The sequence below is a fragment of the Dolichospermum sp. DET69 genome (genome assembly GCA_017355425.1).
Lineage (GTDB): Bacteria > Cyanobacteriota > Cyanobacteriia > Cyanobacteriales > Nostocaceae > Dolichospermum.
On record CP070233.1, the window covers coordinates 4,940,756 to 4,955,798 of the forward strand.

A 15,043-nucleotide genomic window follows, 5' to 3' on the forward strand; every position below is an offset into this window, starting at 1 on the left:
AATCCCCCTTACCAAGGGGGGAGACTGGAAAATTTGGAAAATATTGATAATCGAAATTAGTCGGTTTTAACCGACTTTAGCTATGAGACAGGGAATTTATTCCCTGGACATTAGATAATTCTATATAGAGATACTTATTCTATTTATGACCCCACTAAAAATAGCCGTTGTTGTCCATGGTCGCTTTCATAGCTTTGATTTAATACGAGAACTAATAAAGCAAGGACACGAAGTGACTTTATTGACTAATTATCCTAAATATATTGTCGAAAAATTTGGTATTCCTCAAGTTCATGTTCGTAGTTTTTTATTACATGGTATTTGTAGCCGAATCTTTCACAAATTAAATCAGTTCTTACCTATCCCTAGTTTTGAACCCTTATTTTCCTCCTTATTTTCTAAATGGGCTGCTAGAAATATATCGAAAGCAGATTATCATATTATTCATTGCTTTAGCGGTATTGCCGAAGAATTATTTCAATCCATACCATCTAGCGGTAAAACTTTAAAAACTTTAGTTAGAGGTTCTGCTCATATTAGAACTCAAAAACAACTATTAGTAGCAGAAGAAACTCGTGTAAATTTATTAGTAAAATCACCTATAAAAATAGATCAACCTGATGATTGGATTATAGCCAGAGAAGAAAGGGAATATCAATTAGCAAATTTAGTTATTGTGCTTTCATCTTTTGCTTATCAATCTTTTATTCAGGAAGGGATTGAACCAAAAAAATTAAGAATCCTTCCCCTTGGCGCTCAGTTGAGCTTGTTTCGTCCCCAGAAAAATATAATTGTAGCTCGGTGTCAAAGAATTTTATCTGGAGAACCATTAAAAGTGTTAATGGTTGGTACTTTCTCATTGCGAAAAGGCGCGATTGATTTTGTGGAAATCGCTAAAAATGCTGGTTCTGATTTCCAATTTACATTTGTTGGTGCAATAGGAGATGATGCAAATTTTTTATATAAAACCAATAATCAATATATTAAATTTATTCCTAAACAACCGCAGTCAGAACTACCTCCATACTATGGAGCAGCAGATATATTCATATTTACTACCATAGAAGATGGTTATGCGGTAGTGCTATCCCAAGCACAAGCGGCAGGTTTACCAATTATCTCTACCACCAACTGTTCAGCCCCGGATATCATAGTAGAAAATGAAACAGGCTGGGTGTTACCCATTCGCAGTCCAGATGCCTTTATAGACAGGCTAAAATGGTGTCACGAACATCGCCCAGAACTAGCACAAATGGTCAACAAAATATATGAAGACTTTCAACCTAGAGACTGGACTAATGTTGCTGAGGACTTTACTGTAATTGTGAGAGATTATTTAGACAAAGCACAAAAGTAACTTCATGGAAAATCGCTCTGAGTTAATTATCTGGTTGGTGATTTGGGTAGCAATATGTGCGGCTGTAATCCGCGATCAGTGGAGTCGGAAAGTTCCTAGCGTTGGTTTACCCCTTGCTTACCTATTATCCCTGTCAATGATTCATTTTTTCGGGGGACTTATTTACGCTTTACCTTGGTATAACGCAAAAAGCGGATACTTGCGGCAATCAGGGGCTTCCTATGCTCAAGTTTCCGCTGGTTTCATCGAAAGCGTCTATGGTGTCATGGGCTTTGGTTTAGGTAGCACCATTTTAGCTTACTGGATACTACGCACATTTCAACCAAGTTGGCTCAGACAAGTTCCCCAAAACCCTGATTTGCAATTACCCAAACAGTTGCTACAACTAGGGTTCTTTTTCATGCTGATTATCGCTCCTACTATTGGTCGTCTCCCCGGTTTTCAGGGTTTTAGTACATCAGGGGTCTACCTATTTGTTGTATCATTATGTTTGGCTTGTTGGAAAGCATGGTATGAGCAAGATAAAAAAGCTTTTTTCTTCTGGCTGGCTGCCAGTTGTAGTATACCCCTAATTACTATTAACCTCCTCGGTTTTATTGGTTATGGTGCTGCGGCTACCCTAGTTATCCTCATTTTTATATCCACTTTTTATCGTCCCCGTTGGCATATTTTAATCACCGGATTTTTGGTATTCGCTTTAGGACTATCTGTATTTGTTACCTACCTCAGAGATAGAGCAGAAATTAGAGCCACAGTATGGGGAGGACAGGGTTTAGAAGCAAAATATGAACGCATGGTCAATACCTTTAGCAACTTTGAAATCATTGATTTGACTAACCAATTACACTTAGAAGCCATTGACCAAAGGCTAAATCAAAATGGACTTGTTGGCAAATCTATTGAGTACATTAATAGTGGACAAGCAAGTTATGCTTTGGGTGCAACGTTATTAGAAGCAATGACTGCGCCTATTCCTCGAATTCTATGGCCTGACAAACCTAGCTTTGGTGGCAGCGGGAACAGTAGTGGAAAAATTGTTACTTTATATACAGGACAAACCTTTGGGGCTGGTACTAGTGTGGGTGTGGGGCAAGTTTTAGAATTCTATCTCAATTTCGGGTCTATAGGGGTTTTTATCGGCTTTATGGTTTTTGGGGTAATCATCAGAATTGTTGATATCACGGCAGCTTATAAATTATTGTGTGGCAATTGGTTAGGGTTTGCTTCTTGGTTTTTACCGGGGTTGTCCATGCTTCAGCCTGGGGGTGCATTAACAGAAGTTACAGCTTCTTTTGCGGCTTCAGCAGTGTTAATGATTCTCATTAGAAGATTTATCCTGACAAAATCTTCAAAGTTAAAATTGCGGCAACTTAATAATGAACATCAATGAAAAATCAAAGTTGCTTTAAACTAAAACATCGTTTCCACCTCTGGTTTCCCAACTTATTTGAATTTACAGGTGGAATCCAAACCTACTCGGCTTTTTTCCGCCAAGCTATCCAAAATATCTCCCCTAATTCTGACTATCGGGTATTTATTAAGCATGATAAAAAACCTACTCCTAATTTTACTACTGTAGCCTCAACTAAATTCCATTGCACTGGAACAATTCCATTATCACTGAGAACTCCTGCTTTTGCGGCTCAACTATTTGGACGGGGAATTTTACAAAGTCCTGATTTAATCATCTCTACTCACTTGAATTTTACTCCAGTAGCTAATCAATTAAAACAACTTCGGGGAATTCCTTATTGGACAATTGCTCATGGTGTAGATGCTTGGAACATTGACAACCCTAAATTACAACAGGGATTACATCATGCTGGTCGCATTTTAGCAGTTAGCGGTTACACACGCGATCGCCTCCTGCAAGAACAAAACCTTGACCCGGAAAAAGTCTCCATACTCTACAACACATTTGATAGTTCTAAATTTAAACCCGCACCAAAACCGACCTATTTATTAGACCGATATCAACTTAAACCTAAACAACCAATTATTTTAACAGTAGCTAGATTATCAGCTTCAGAACAGTATAAAGGCTATGACCAAATCATTCGAGCCATACCAAAAATTCGTGACCTGATTCCCGATGTTCATTACATCATTGTTGGTAAAGGAGATGATAAATCGAGAATTGACCAATTAATTACCGAATTTAAATTAGAAAACTGCGTCACTTTAGCTGGATTTGTTCCCGACGCTGAACTTTGTGATTACTACAATCTCTGTGATATTTTCGCTATGCCCAGCAAAGGCGAAGGTTTTGGTATAGTTTATTTAGAAGCATTAGCTTGTGGTAAACCCGTACTCGGCAGTAATCAAGATGCGGCAATTGATGCTCTTTGTCATGGTAAACTGGGCGCATTGGTTAATCCTGATGATGTGGATGAAATTGCTCAAACTATTACCCATATTCTTCAACGTACATATCCTCATTCATTAATGTATCAACCCCAATCTCTACGTCAAGCGGTCATTGACACCTTTGGTTTTGAGCAGTTTCAGAAAACTTTGGCTGGATATTTGCACCGATTATGAAGGTAGGAAACCAGGGCATAAATTCTCGGTCTGATATAATTTTGGTGGAGGCGATGAAACATAGGAGATAATTAATCATGTATCAAAGTGAAGCGCCTGCTCACAAAACCATGCCAACTATGGATGATTTACCTAGTGAGGATGTCAATGAAGAAGAATTAGACTCCACAATTCATCCGCGTCCAGTATGGGAAACCATGCCAACTATGTATGATTTACCTAGTGAAAATCCAGAGGAGCCAGGTTTGCCAGACGAATTTCATGACTTTCAACCTCAATTATTACGAGAAACCTGTCAATCTCCTATTTATCCCAAGGAGGAAATGTTCATTGGTACGGATTTAAATTTATATTATGATGGTCGTCATTATTCGTGGTATAAAAGACCTGGTTGGTTTTTGGTATTAGGTGTGGCTGCTTCTGAAAAACAGGAGGATATGCGCTGGAGTTATGTAGTTTGGCAGGAAGTAGTAGCTCCATTTTTAATAGTAGAATTATTATCACCAGGTACGGAAGCAGAAGACTTAGGACAAACATTAAGAAGTGCGAATAAACCCCCCACAAAATGGCAAGCTTATGAACAGTATTTGCGATCGCCATATTATGTTATTTTTGACAGATATGAAAATAAATTACGAGTATTTCAATTGGTTGGTACAAGATATCAAGCGGTAGAACTTGTAGAGCCAAAATTCTGGTTTCCTGAATTGGAATTAGGAGTAGGAGTTTGGACAGGAAAATATCAAGATACAGAAGGTTTGTGGTTACGTTGGTACAATCAAGATGGTGATTGGATTCCTACTTTTGCTGAAAGAGCAGAACAGGAGAAACAACGCGCAGAACAGGAGAAACAACGAGCAGATAAATTAGCTGAAAAATTGCGGGCTTTGGGAGTGAATTTAGATGACATTTAAAGTGTTTTGGCATCAAACTGGGGAATAAATTCCCCATCTGTAATACTGTCGTAAATATATATGTAAGTAGGCAGGCAAAATTAATTATATAAAATGATTTAGATTTAATGTAGGGGTAGCGCCCCCGTGCCTACCCCGGTATTTGGGGCAACCACAGGGGGTTTGCCCCTACAAAATTAATTGGTTTAGGGGTTTTTAAAATGTTCAATTAATTTTGCACGACTACTTAATTCGTGGTTAAATACAATGATTGAATTCCCATCCATTTATGTATGTATAAAGATTAACTATGTGCGGAATTGCAGGTATTATTAATCTAAATCCCAATAATGGAAATTTAGAAGCAAAAATCAAAAAAATGCAAACTGCATTGCAACACCGTGGTCCAGATGATGCAGGTATTTACATTTCAACTGATAAACAAACAGCTTTAGCCCATACTCGTCTCTCAATTCTTGATCTTAGTCCCGCTGGACATCAACCAATGTCTACCAGTGACGGACGATATTTAATTACTTTCAATGGAGAAATATATAACTTTCAAGAACTACGAGAAAATCTCATTTCCCAAGGTGAAAAATTTTATTCCCAAACAGATACAGAAGTAATTCTTAAACTCTATCAAAGAATGGGTTCTGATTGTGTTCAGCATTTACGGGGAATGTTTGCTTTTGCAATTTGGGATGATTTAGAAAAAACTTGTTTTTTAGCTCGTGATCATTTAGCAATTAAACCACTTTATTATTGGCAATCTGGTTCAAATTTGGTATTTGCTTCTGAACTCAGAGCAGTTTTAGCATCTGGTTTACCAGCAATTAATATGAGTGTGGAAGGTTTATATGGCTATCTAACTACTGGTTCAGTTCCCGAACCATACACCTTAATTGCTGATATTCATGGTTTAGCTGCTGGAAATTGGCTATTTTGGGAAAATGGAAATACTACGAAAAAACAGTATTGGCAAATAAATTTTACTCCTGAAAAAATTTCCCCTCCAGAAGCACAAGAAATAGTCCGTACAGCTTTATTAGATTCTATTAAACATCATTTTATTAGTGATGTACCCGTGGGAATTTTTCTCAGTGGTGGTATTGATTCTACAACTATTCTTGCTTTAGCAACCCAAACCCAAAAATCACAATTATCTACCTACTCCATAGCTTTTGCTGAATCAGAATACAATGAAGGAGAATTAGCTGCAAAAATCGCTAATCATTTTGGGGCAAAACATACAGAATATCAAGTTACATCTTCTTTTGCTAAGGGAATATTACCAGACTTTCTCAAAGCAATTGATCAACCGAGTATTGATGGCTTTAATACATTTTGTGTCTCTAAAGTTGCCCATGACAATGGCATGAAAGTAGTATTATCTGGTTTAGGTGGAGATGAAATTTTTGGTGGATACCAGTCTTTTCAAAAAGTGCCTCAGATGGTGGCATGGAGTCAAAAATTGCAGATATTACCTTTCTTGAGTACAGGTTTAGCTATAGGTTTGGAACGTTGGGGAAATTCACCAAAAATGCAAAGATTAGGTAATTTTCTCCAACAACCTCCGAGTTTTAACGCTGCTTACCGTACTTTTCGAGGTATTTTCTCTCATGAAGAAGCTTGTATAATTATTCAACAGTTATTAGGAGAAAGTTTTATTTATCAACAGCAATTAGACGGTAATCAGAATACTCCAGAAGATGAAGTTAGCTTTTTAGAATTAAGCCGCTATATGCGTAATCAATTACTACGAGATAGCGATGTAATGAGTATGAACTGGGGTTTAGAATTACGAGTGCCTTTTGTAGATAAAGTTTTATTAGAAACTGTTGCACCAATTCCTAGTAGTATTCGTTTAGCGCAGGGGAAAAAACTTTTAACCCAAGCAATTATAGAAGTACCTGATTGGGTAATAAATAGACCCAAAAAAGGCTTTTCTTTTCCTTTTGAAAGTTGGATGAATAGTGAATTTGGTGATTATTTCCAAAACCTAAATATACCCCCAAATATACCCATTAATTCTTGGTATCGTCGTTGGAGTTTAGCAATATTGAAACATTGGTGGGAGCAGATTAAATCATGAAAGTTCTCCATATAATTCCCTCTGTTGCGACTGTTCGCGGCGGTCCTAGTCAGGCAATTTTAGAAATGGTTAAAGCCTTAAACAATTTAAATATTGAGGCTGAAATTGCCACAACTAACGACAATGGACCGGATTTATTAAATGTCCCTTTGGGGAAATGTACAGATTATGAACAAGTTCCCATTTGGTTCTTTCCTCGGTTTTCTCCCCCTATCCACGCTTTGAGAGAGTTTGCTTTTTCTAGAGAATTAACTATCTGGTTATGGCAAAATATTCGTAATTATGACTTGTTACACATTCATGCTATTTTTTCTTATAGTTCTACTATAGCAATGGCGATCGCCCGGATGCAAAAAATTCCTTATATCGTTCGTCCTCTAGGACAACTGTGTACATGGTCTCTACAGCAAAGTGCTAGAAAAAAGCAAACATATCTAAGAATTATAGAAAGAGCTAATCTTAATCATAGTCAATCCATTCATTTTACTTCTGAAGCCGAACAAAAAGAAGCTTCATTATTAAATTTAACCTCTCCAAGTTTTATTCTCCCTCACGGACTTTCGATTCCAGCTATAATTCCTGATGCTTATCAACGGCTGCGAGAACAATTTAATTTACCAGTAGATGAACCAATTATCTTATTTTTATCGCGCTTACATCCCAAAAAAGGGTTAGATTACTTAATTCCCGCATTAGGAAAATTAGCTAATTACCGATTTACATTTATTTTAGCAGGTAGCGGTGATGCAGAATATGAAAATGAAATTAAATCACTTTTAGTTGCTAAGGGAATTCAGAACCGTACCCATTTTACTGGATTTATCACAGGGGAAACCAAGGATTTATTGATGCAAGGAGCAGACTTATTTGCTTTAACTTCCTATTCCGAAAACTTTGGTATATCAGTTCTAGAATCTCTAGCTGCTGGTACTCCAGTTATAATTACACCCGGTGTCGCTTTATCTGATATTGTTGATCAACAGCAAATTGGTTATGTTACAGAACTTAATGTAGATAAGATAGCTACTGCTATTCAATATTTCTTAGATAATCCTCAAGATGCAAAAAATATGGGCGATATCGCTCGTCAATTTATCCTAGACAATTATACGTGGGATAGGGTAGCATTAAAAATGGTTTCCGTGTATAAAGGTATTATTGATAATTAACTTACTTCAACTTTTAGTAAACATAAATCATAAATAACAGTGGATATGAATAATATGACTTCAACTCCTAACCAATACGAATATTCTTATCAAAATAGTCAAGCTGGACATCATCATGATTATTTGCTGAAACCACTTATGGAAATGATGTCAGAAATGCTACCCCCCCCCCAATAATATTAACCAAAAACCTCGGATTTTAGATATTGGCTGTGGTAATGGTAGCTTAAGCAATTTTCTAGCACAGCAGGGTTATGAGGTTGTTGGTGTTGAAGAATCTGAATCAGGTGTAAAATTGGCTAATCAAACTTTTCCCAATTGTCGCTTTATTCAAGGTAGCATTTACGATTTACCATATTCCGAACTAGGAGACAACTTTGATATTGTGATTTCTGTTGAGGTAGTTGAGCATTTATTTTATCCTAAAGAATTAGTCAGAAGTGCCAAAAAATGCCTCAAACCCAATGGTGGTTTAATACTCACCACACCTTATCATGGTTATCTGAAAAATCTAATTATGGCAACTACAGGGAAAATGGACAACCATTTTACCGCTCTTTGGGATGGTGGTCATATCAAATTCTTTTCTGTACCAACTATGACGGCTTTACTTGTTTCTGAAAACTATACAAATATCAAGTTTAAGTTTGCAGGTAGATTACCCTATCTTTGGAAATCCATGCTGTGTTCTAGTACCCTAATTCAATAACAAGAATTTATTTAAATATCCTGATGCTGGAAAAAATTACTCCCCTCATCCTTACCTATAATGAAGAACCTAATATTAATTATACTCTCCAACATCTCACCTGGGCAAAGAGTATAGTTGTAATTGATAGTTATAGTACCGATAAAACATTAGAAATTTTGTCTTCCTATCCTCAAGTAGAAGTATTTCAAAGAAAATTTGATTCCTTTGCTAGTCAATGTAACTATGGATTAGCGAAAATTACATCTGAATGGGTACTATCAATAGATGCAGATTATATATTAACTGATGATTTAATTAAAGAAATCAAAGCACTATCAGTAGACTCTGATATAGACAGTTATAGTATTAGATTCAAATACTGCGTCTTTGGTAAACCCTTACGTGGGACTTTACTCCCACCGAGAAAGGTACTTTACAACAGGGAAAAAGCAATTTATCAAAATGATGGACACGCTCATAAAGTTGTCGTCGAAGGTAAATCTAATCAATTATCGGCATACATTCACCATGATGATCGTAAACCTTTAAGTCGCTGGCTATGGGCGCAAGACCGTTATATGGTAATTGAAAGCAAAAAACTCCTAGAAACACCAGATCATGAACTTAGTTTAGGCGATCGCATCCGCAAGAAGAAAATTCTAGCGCCCTTAGTCATTCTCATCTATTGTCTGATCCTTAAAGGCAGTATTCTTGATGGTTGGCATGGTTGGTATTATACATTTCAGCGAGTTTTAGCAGAAATTCTCCTGAGTATACATATAATAGAAGCTGAAAAATTGAATTCAAAATCCGTAGAGGAATGTTAACCTTTTAAAACCTCAGCAACAGTCAACTTCAGATCAGCCAACAGAGGGGATACAATATCCTGATCTCCCACATATACCTGCTCATCATAAAAACCCTCTACCCATTCCAATACTGTCACCTTTTGGGCAATGGGGTCAACAATCCAATATTCAGCAATTCCCCGTGCAGCATACTCAGAACGCTTATAACGATAATCCCGATTTTCCTGATTTGGACTCACCACCTCAACTACCAACACAGGGGGTGGCATATCCATTAAAATCAGAGAGCGCGTAGCTCCTTCCATAATCTTAGCTAACTCCTCAGAAAACACCACTAGATCAGGAACACGCACCCCCACCTGACGGCTATTTACAGCTATTTCTGTTTTCATTCTCAACCGATAATATGGAATACCTAATTTTAGAAAACAGGCAACTAAAAACATCGCTATCCGACAATTTAACTCACTTTCTGAAGGCATAGGGATTAATTCTCCGTTTTCCAATTCATATAAAGCATCCGTACCATCGTCATAATTAAGAAATTCCTCAAAGGTCATCTTTTTAACCGTTGCAACTGTCATTTCTGTTCCTCCTATTGGCAATTTACGAAGGTGAATTTATAGTGCTTTATGGGAATTTTTCACAGCAGTTGTGTAATATTAATTAGTGATAGTGAAAGCACTGCTGCCAGCAGATCGCACCCTCAGACAGAAAATCTTACCATCCCTTATTATTTTAATCTATTGTCTGCTCTCAACAAGTGCTAACAATAAATCTGATAGCATAGCGTGGCGTAAGCCATGTCCTTAACTTAACTACGGTTTTTTTAAAATTACGTTATAACCATACTTGATAGTTTTCTCACAAACTAATAAAACAATGAATATTCTCGGAATTAACGCCTATCATGGTGATGCTTCAGCTTGTTTAATTCAAAATGGTCAATTAATCGCAGCCGTTGAAGAAGAACGCTTTAATCGAGTTAAACATTGGGCAGGATTTCCCACAGAATCTATCCGTTATTGTCTAAAAATTGGTGGTATTAGTGCCGCAGAATTAGATCATGTTGCAGTATCATTCAACCCTAAAGCTAATCTGAACCGCAAACTTCTGTTTACCCTGAAACAACGTCCATCTTTAGCATCACTCCTAGATAGATTTAACAAACAAAGCAAATCTACTAATCTTCAGGAACAATTAGCCGCTGCTGGTAATTGTCAACCCCAGGAAATTAAAGCACCTATCCATAGCCTAGAACATCACACCACACATTTAGCTAGTGGTTTCTTTATTTCCCCCTTTGAAAAAGCCGCAATTCTCTCTATTGATGGTATGGGAGACTTTGTTAGCACACTTTCTGCCGCAGGAGAGGGTAATCATTTAGAGTATTTCTCTCGGACTCACTTTCCTCACTCTATCGGTTATTTATACAATGCCATTACCCTCTATCTGGGCTTTCCAGCTTATGGTGACGAATATAAAGTTATGGGGTTAGCTCCTTATGGAGAACCAGAATATCTAGAAGCCTTCAGAAAACTCATTTTTCCTAAAGGGGATAGTTTTGAGCTAAATCTAGATTACTTTACCCACCATGAGCAAGGTATTGCCATGAAATGGGATAATGGCGCACCCACAGTTGCACCTTTCCATAGTGCAGAACTAGAAAAACTATTAGGACCAGCAAGACAAGTAAATTCTGAACTAACACAAAAGCATCAAAATATTGCCACATCTCTACAAGCTATAACCGAAGAAATAATTTTTCATTTAATCAATCAATTACATCAGCGATACCCTTGCGAAAATCTCTGTTTGACAGGTGGTGTAGCTATGAACTCTGTAACTAATGGTAAAATTACTCAAAATACCCCATTTAAAAACGTCTATGTTCCTTTAGGTGCTGCCGATAATGGTACTTGTATTGGTGCAGCCTTCTTTGTTTGGAATCAAATACTCAAGCAACCTCGTCAGTTTATTTTAAGTCATGCTTATTGGGGATCTGAATTTTCTGACGAAGAATGCTTATTAGCATTGCAATCTCACAATTTACAGCCCAAGCATTTAGAGCAAACCGCACTATTAAATCATGTTGTAGATGCTATTTGTGACGGCAAAGTAGTTGGTTGGTTTCAAGGCAGAATGGAATTTGGTGCTAGGGCATTAGGTAATCGTTCCTTGATAGCTGATCCTCGTCGCGCTGATATGCGAGATATTATTAACCTGAAAATTAAATTCCGGGAAAAATTCCGTCCTTTTGCTCCCAGCATTCTTGAAGAATTTGTTGGTGAGTATTTTGAAATTGACGAACCAGCCCCTTTTATGGAGAAAGTTTTCAAAATTCGCCCTGAAAAAAGAGAACAAATTTCTGCCGTAACTCACGTAGATGGGACTGGACGTTTACAAAGTGTTAGCCGCCAAACAAACCCTCTTTATTGGGAGTTGATTAATACCTTTGCCAAACGCACAGGCATTCCTATACTTCTTAATACATCTCTGAACGAAAATGAACCTATTGTCAGGACACCGGAAGAAGCAATCCAGTGTTTCTTGAGAACAAATATGGATAGTTTAGTTTTAGGCTCTTATTACATAGAGCGCAGTAATATAAATTGAAATTGAGTGCTGTTGCCATGCCTACGTGTGTAGGCACACTAAAAAAGCATGGTTAATACATCGTTGTAAATATTACATATATCAGCATTATCTACGGTAACTTACTTAAAATTTTTTAAATAAAATTTCTTGTGCCTCCTATACTATAGGACTAATACTTGATAAGTAAGAGTATAATGTGCAAATACATTGTTTTTGGTATTCCAGAAGCTTAAAATAGTGGCATGACCTAATTATCTCTAAGTTTATACAAAATCTCAGGCATGAAAATTATACCAAAGTTTGGTTTATGACAAATTCCATTTAAGTATATCTTCCAGCTTAATTGAGTTGTTGAATTAACAAATAGCAATTTCTTCACAATAGTAAAAACGTTTACAGCACTTTCCGGTGTTATGAGGTACATATCCAGCGGGCAAGACTTGTACTGAGCTTGTCGATAGCGCAGCGTGGCGTTAGCCATAGTATGCCCGCACTACAAGAGTTTTATAATTCAAGTTTGTACCTCATTAGAGCGAAATCTGTTGTATATATCATTCCATTACTACTTACACAATAGAAATCAATGCTTAATAAGCAAATTACAAACCAGACAAATTCTATCAATAGCATTATTCCTACATCTGGATCATTTCCAGATTCTACATTTTCTCAGTTTACTGAACAGGAACAGTCTGATGGTCTAAGTATTAAGAGCTTTTTTGAACTTTTACAACGCCGAGCGATTATCATTGTAGTGATTATTTCTGCTGGTATGACTGGTGTTACTTATTCAACACTGAACCAACAACCTATATATCAAGGAAACTTTCAAATCTTAGTTGAACCTGTTAATAATGATGATCAAGTAGGGAAAATAAACCTGGAGGTAGACTCTCCTTTTTCTAAACCTGGACTAGATTACGAAAGTCAAATTCAAGTTCTCAAAAGTTCAGAACTGCTAGAACCAATTATTAAAACATTGCAACAATCATATCCTGAAATTACCTATAATTCCCTTGTTTCAAGTTTAAATATTCGTCGTGTTGGAATAACAAAAATCATCGAAATCAGCTATCAAAGTAATAATCCTCAAGAAATTCAATTCGTCTTAAATACATTTTCTCAATTCTATTTAAAATACAGCCTAGACAAGCGGCAAACCAAACTAAGTCAAGGCGTTAAATTTGTGAATAAACAACTGCCCGATATCCAAAATCGGGTGACACAGTTGCAAAAACAAATGCAAATATTTCGCCAAAAATACAATTTTATTAGTCCAGAAAGCCAATCGGGAATAATTACTGGAAAAATCCAATCTTTGACACAACAACGACTATCTGTAAATCAACAGTTAGCCGCTGCTAAAAATAATTATCTGAGATTGCAGACACCAGAAGAACAATTGGCCATTCTCAATGATGCTCCTCTTTACCAACAGTTAATTGCCCAACAGCGTCAATTAGACACACAAATATCTGGAGAATTAGCTCGATTTCAAACTGATAACCCAGTTATTCAAACCTTACAAGAGAAAAGAAACAATCTCTTACCTATTATCAATGCAGAAGCAAAACGAATTTTGAACACTAGAATAGCTCAAGCGGCTGTTCTCGTTCGGAAAATAGAAGTAGATAATCAACAACTGACACAATCAGAACAACAATTACAAAGCGAATTAAAACAACTACCAATTCTCTCTAGACAATACACTGACATTCAACTGAATTTACAACTAGCAAATGAGAGTTTGACGAGGTTTTTAGCTAAACGTGAACAATTACAAATAGACGTAGCACAAACAGAACTACCTTGGGAATTAATCCAATCATCTACTCCACCAAGATATCCAATTTCCCCAAATGTTCCCCGCAGTTTACTATTGGGATTTGTGGCTAGTTCTTTGTTGGGCATAGGTGCTGCTTTTCTCAGAGAACAGACTGATAATACCTATCACAGTGTTGAAAATGTCCAGGATAAGATAGGAGTGCCTTTATTAGGATCTCTTCCCTTTAATAAAAACTTAGTTCCGAGTTCATCTTTAAACCTGAAAAAGAGAGGAAAAGATCAAGAACCAGAAGTAGTTGTGGACCCTCTTATGGTAAGTGATGAATCTAACACTTCTCCTAGTCGTCCTTCCCGATCCAGCTATTATTATGGACAGGGATCATTTTGGGAATCCTTACAAGTTTTATATAGTAATATTCAACTGCTTAATTCTGATCGACCAATTAAGTCTTTAGTTGTTTCCTCTGCTGTCCCCGGAGATGGTAAAAGTACGGTGGCATTTAGCTTGGCAAAAACAGCCGCGGTCATGGGGAAAAAAGTATTACTTGTAGATTGTGACCTCCGCAAATCCAAGGTTCACAAAATATCAAAATTAAATAATCTGTGGGGAATAACTAGTTTAATTTCTTCAGATATAGATATAGAGCAAGTAATTCAAAAAGTGCCTGGATTTGATGATTTATCTGTGATTACCGCAGGTCCTGTACCACCCGATCCTGCCCGGTTGCTCTCATCAGATAAAATGAGTCAACTAATGGACTATTTCACCGAGAAGTTTGATTTAGTGATTTATGATACTCCTCCTTTATCAGGATTAGTAGATGCTAGATTGGTAGCAGTTCATACTGATGGTGTGATGCTAGTTGTAAGAATTGATAAAACAGATAAATCAATCGCAAAGCAACTTGTTGATACGCTAAAAGCATCTCCCATCAATTTACTAGGATTAGTAGTCAACGGCGATAAATTCCGAGGACTCGGATATAACTATAATTATAGGTATAGTTCATATTACTATACTAAGAGTGAAGCGGTTAGTTAGGGAACACCAAAAAATAAATTACCCAATTTTGTGGGATGGGCATCCTGCCCGTCCTTGATGATT

General features: G+C 36.9%; 10 protein-coding genes and 1 pseudogene. 10 read left to right on the forward strand and 1 reads right to left on the reverse strand.

The window, feature by feature from the left end:
- The first annotated feature begins 145 nt into the window (after positions 1–145).
- The 8 genes and pseudogenes from EZY12_22600 (at position 146) to EZY12_22635 (ending at position 9,573) form a co-directional block, all read left to right on the forward strand.
- The gene (locus tag EZY12_22600; protein ID QSX67459.1) at positions 146–1,357 is read left to right on the forward strand and encodes a glycosyltransferase family 4 protein; all 1,212 of its coding nucleotides are present in this window, start codon (positions 146–148) and stop codon (positions 1,355–1,357) included.
- A gap of 4 nt (positions 1,358–1,361) precedes the next feature.
- Entirely contained in the window at positions 1,362–2,747 is a 1,386-nt protein-coding gene (locus EZY12_22605; GenBank protein ID QSX67460.1) for a hypothetical protein, read from the forward strand.
- A complete protein-coding gene (locus tag EZY12_22610) occupies positions 2,744–3,898 on the forward strand; it encodes a glycosyltransferase (protein QSX67461.1) in 1,155 nt (384 codons plus the stop codon). The genes EZY12_22605 and EZY12_22610 overlap by 4 nt, the downstream gene beginning before the upstream one ends.
- 77 nt (positions 3,899–3,975) lie before the next feature.
- Complete coding sequence (locus EZY12_22615) at positions 3,976–4,812, forward strand: Uma2 family endonuclease (protein ID QSX67462.1); 837 nt, start codon at positions 3,976–3,978, stop codon at positions 4,810–4,812.
- A gap of 289 nt (positions 4,813–5,101) precedes the next feature.
- Positions 5,102–6,886 carry an asparagine synthase (glutamine-hydrolyzing) gene (gene asnB / locus EZY12_22620; protein QSX67463.1) on the forward strand — a complete coding sequence of 595 codons (1,785 nt, stop codon included), beginning with the start codon at positions 5,102–5,104 and terminating at the stop codon, positions 6,884–6,886.
- On the forward strand, positions 6,883–8,055 hold the full coding sequence (locus EZY12_22625) for a glycosyltransferase (GenBank protein ID QSX67464.1): 1,173 nt from the start codon (positions 6,883–6,885) through the stop codon (positions 8,053–8,055). The genes asnB and EZY12_22625 overlap by 4 nt, the downstream gene beginning before the upstream one ends.
- A gap of 54 nt (positions 8,056–8,109) precedes the next feature.
- Positions 8,110–8,764, forward strand: a pseudogene (locus EZY12_22630) (methyltransferase domain-containing protein).
- Between the two features lie 23 nt (positions 8,765–8,787).
- Positions 8,788–9,573 carry a glycosyltransferase family 2 protein gene (locus EZY12_22635; GenBank protein ID QSX67465.1) on the forward strand — a complete coding sequence of 262 codons (786 nt, stop codon included), beginning with the start codon at positions 8,788–8,790 and terminating at the stop codon, positions 9,571–9,573.
- On the opposite strand, the gene EZY12_22640 is transcribed toward EZY12_22635, so the two are convergent.
- Positions 9,570–10,139 (reverse strand): Uma2 family endonuclease, encoded by a 570-nt coding sequence (locus EZY12_22640; protein ID QSX67466.1) that lies wholly within the window; start codon positions 10,137–10,139, stop codon positions 9,570–9,572. The two genes, EZY12_22635 and EZY12_22640, sit on opposite strands and share 4 nt — an antisense overlap.
- Before the next feature lie 298 nt (positions 10,140–10,437).
- Here EZY12_22640 and EZY12_22645 point away from each other — a divergent pair, with 298 nt between their 5' ends.
- Together EZY12_22645 and EZY12_22650 are read left to right on the forward strand one after the other, a co-directional pair.
- Positions 10,438–12,171: a carbamoyltransferase gene (locus EZY12_22645; protein QSX67467.1), complete on the forward strand. Its 1,734-nt coding sequence runs from the start codon at positions 10,438–10,440 to the stop codon at positions 12,169–12,171.
- A gap of 565 nt (positions 12,172–12,736) precedes the next feature.
- The gene (locus EZY12_22650; protein ID QSX67468.1) at positions 12,737–14,980 is read left to right on the forward strand and encodes a polysaccharide biosynthesis tyrosine autokinase; all 2,244 of its coding nucleotides are present in this window, start codon (positions 12,737–12,739) and stop codon (positions 14,978–14,980) included.
- Positions 14,981–15,043 lie beyond the last annotated feature (63 nt).

What these genes read in the sequence shown, in the direction of transcription:
- EZY12_22610 (QSX67461.1), top strand. Translation starts at nt 2,744, where the DNA reads ATGAAAAATCAAAGTTGCTTTAAACTAAAACATCGTTTCCACCTCTGG.
- EZY12_22605 (QSX67460.1), top strand. Translation starts at nt 1,362, where the DNA reads ATGGAAAATCGCTCTGAGTTAATTATCTGGTTGGTGATTTGGGTAGCA.
- EZY12_22600 (QSX67459.1), top strand. Translation starts at nt 146, where the DNA reads ATGACCCCACTAAAAATAGCCGTTGTTGTCCATGGTCGCTTTCATAGC.
- EZY12_22645 (QSX67467.1), top strand. Translation starts at nt 10,438, where the DNA reads ATGAATATTCTCGGAATTAACGCCTATCATGGTGATGCTTCAGCTTGT.
- EZY12_22635 (QSX67465.1), top strand. Translation starts at nt 8,788, where the DNA reads ATGCTGGAAAAAATTACTCCCCTCATCCTTACCTATAATGAAGAACCT.
- EZY12_22615 (QSX67462.1), top strand. Translation starts at nt 3,976, where the DNA reads ATGTATCAAAGTGAAGCGCCTGCTCACAAAACCATGCCAACTATGGAT.
- EZY12_22625 (QSX67464.1), top strand. Translation starts at nt 6,883, where the DNA reads ATGAAAGTTCTCCATATAATTCCCTCTGTTGCGACTGTTCGCGGCGGT.
- asnB (QSX67463.1), top strand. Translation starts at nt 5,102, where the DNA reads ATGTGCGGAATTGCAGGTATTATTAATCTAAATCCCAATAATGGAAAT.
- EZY12_22640 (QSX67466.1), bottom strand. Translation starts at nt 10,139, where the DNA reads ATGACAGTTGCAACGGTTAAAAAGATGACCTTTGAGGAATTTCTTAAT.
- EZY12_22650 (QSX67468.1), top strand. Translation starts at nt 12,737, where the DNA reads ATGCTTAATAAGCAAATTACAAACCAGACAAATTCTATCAATAGCATT.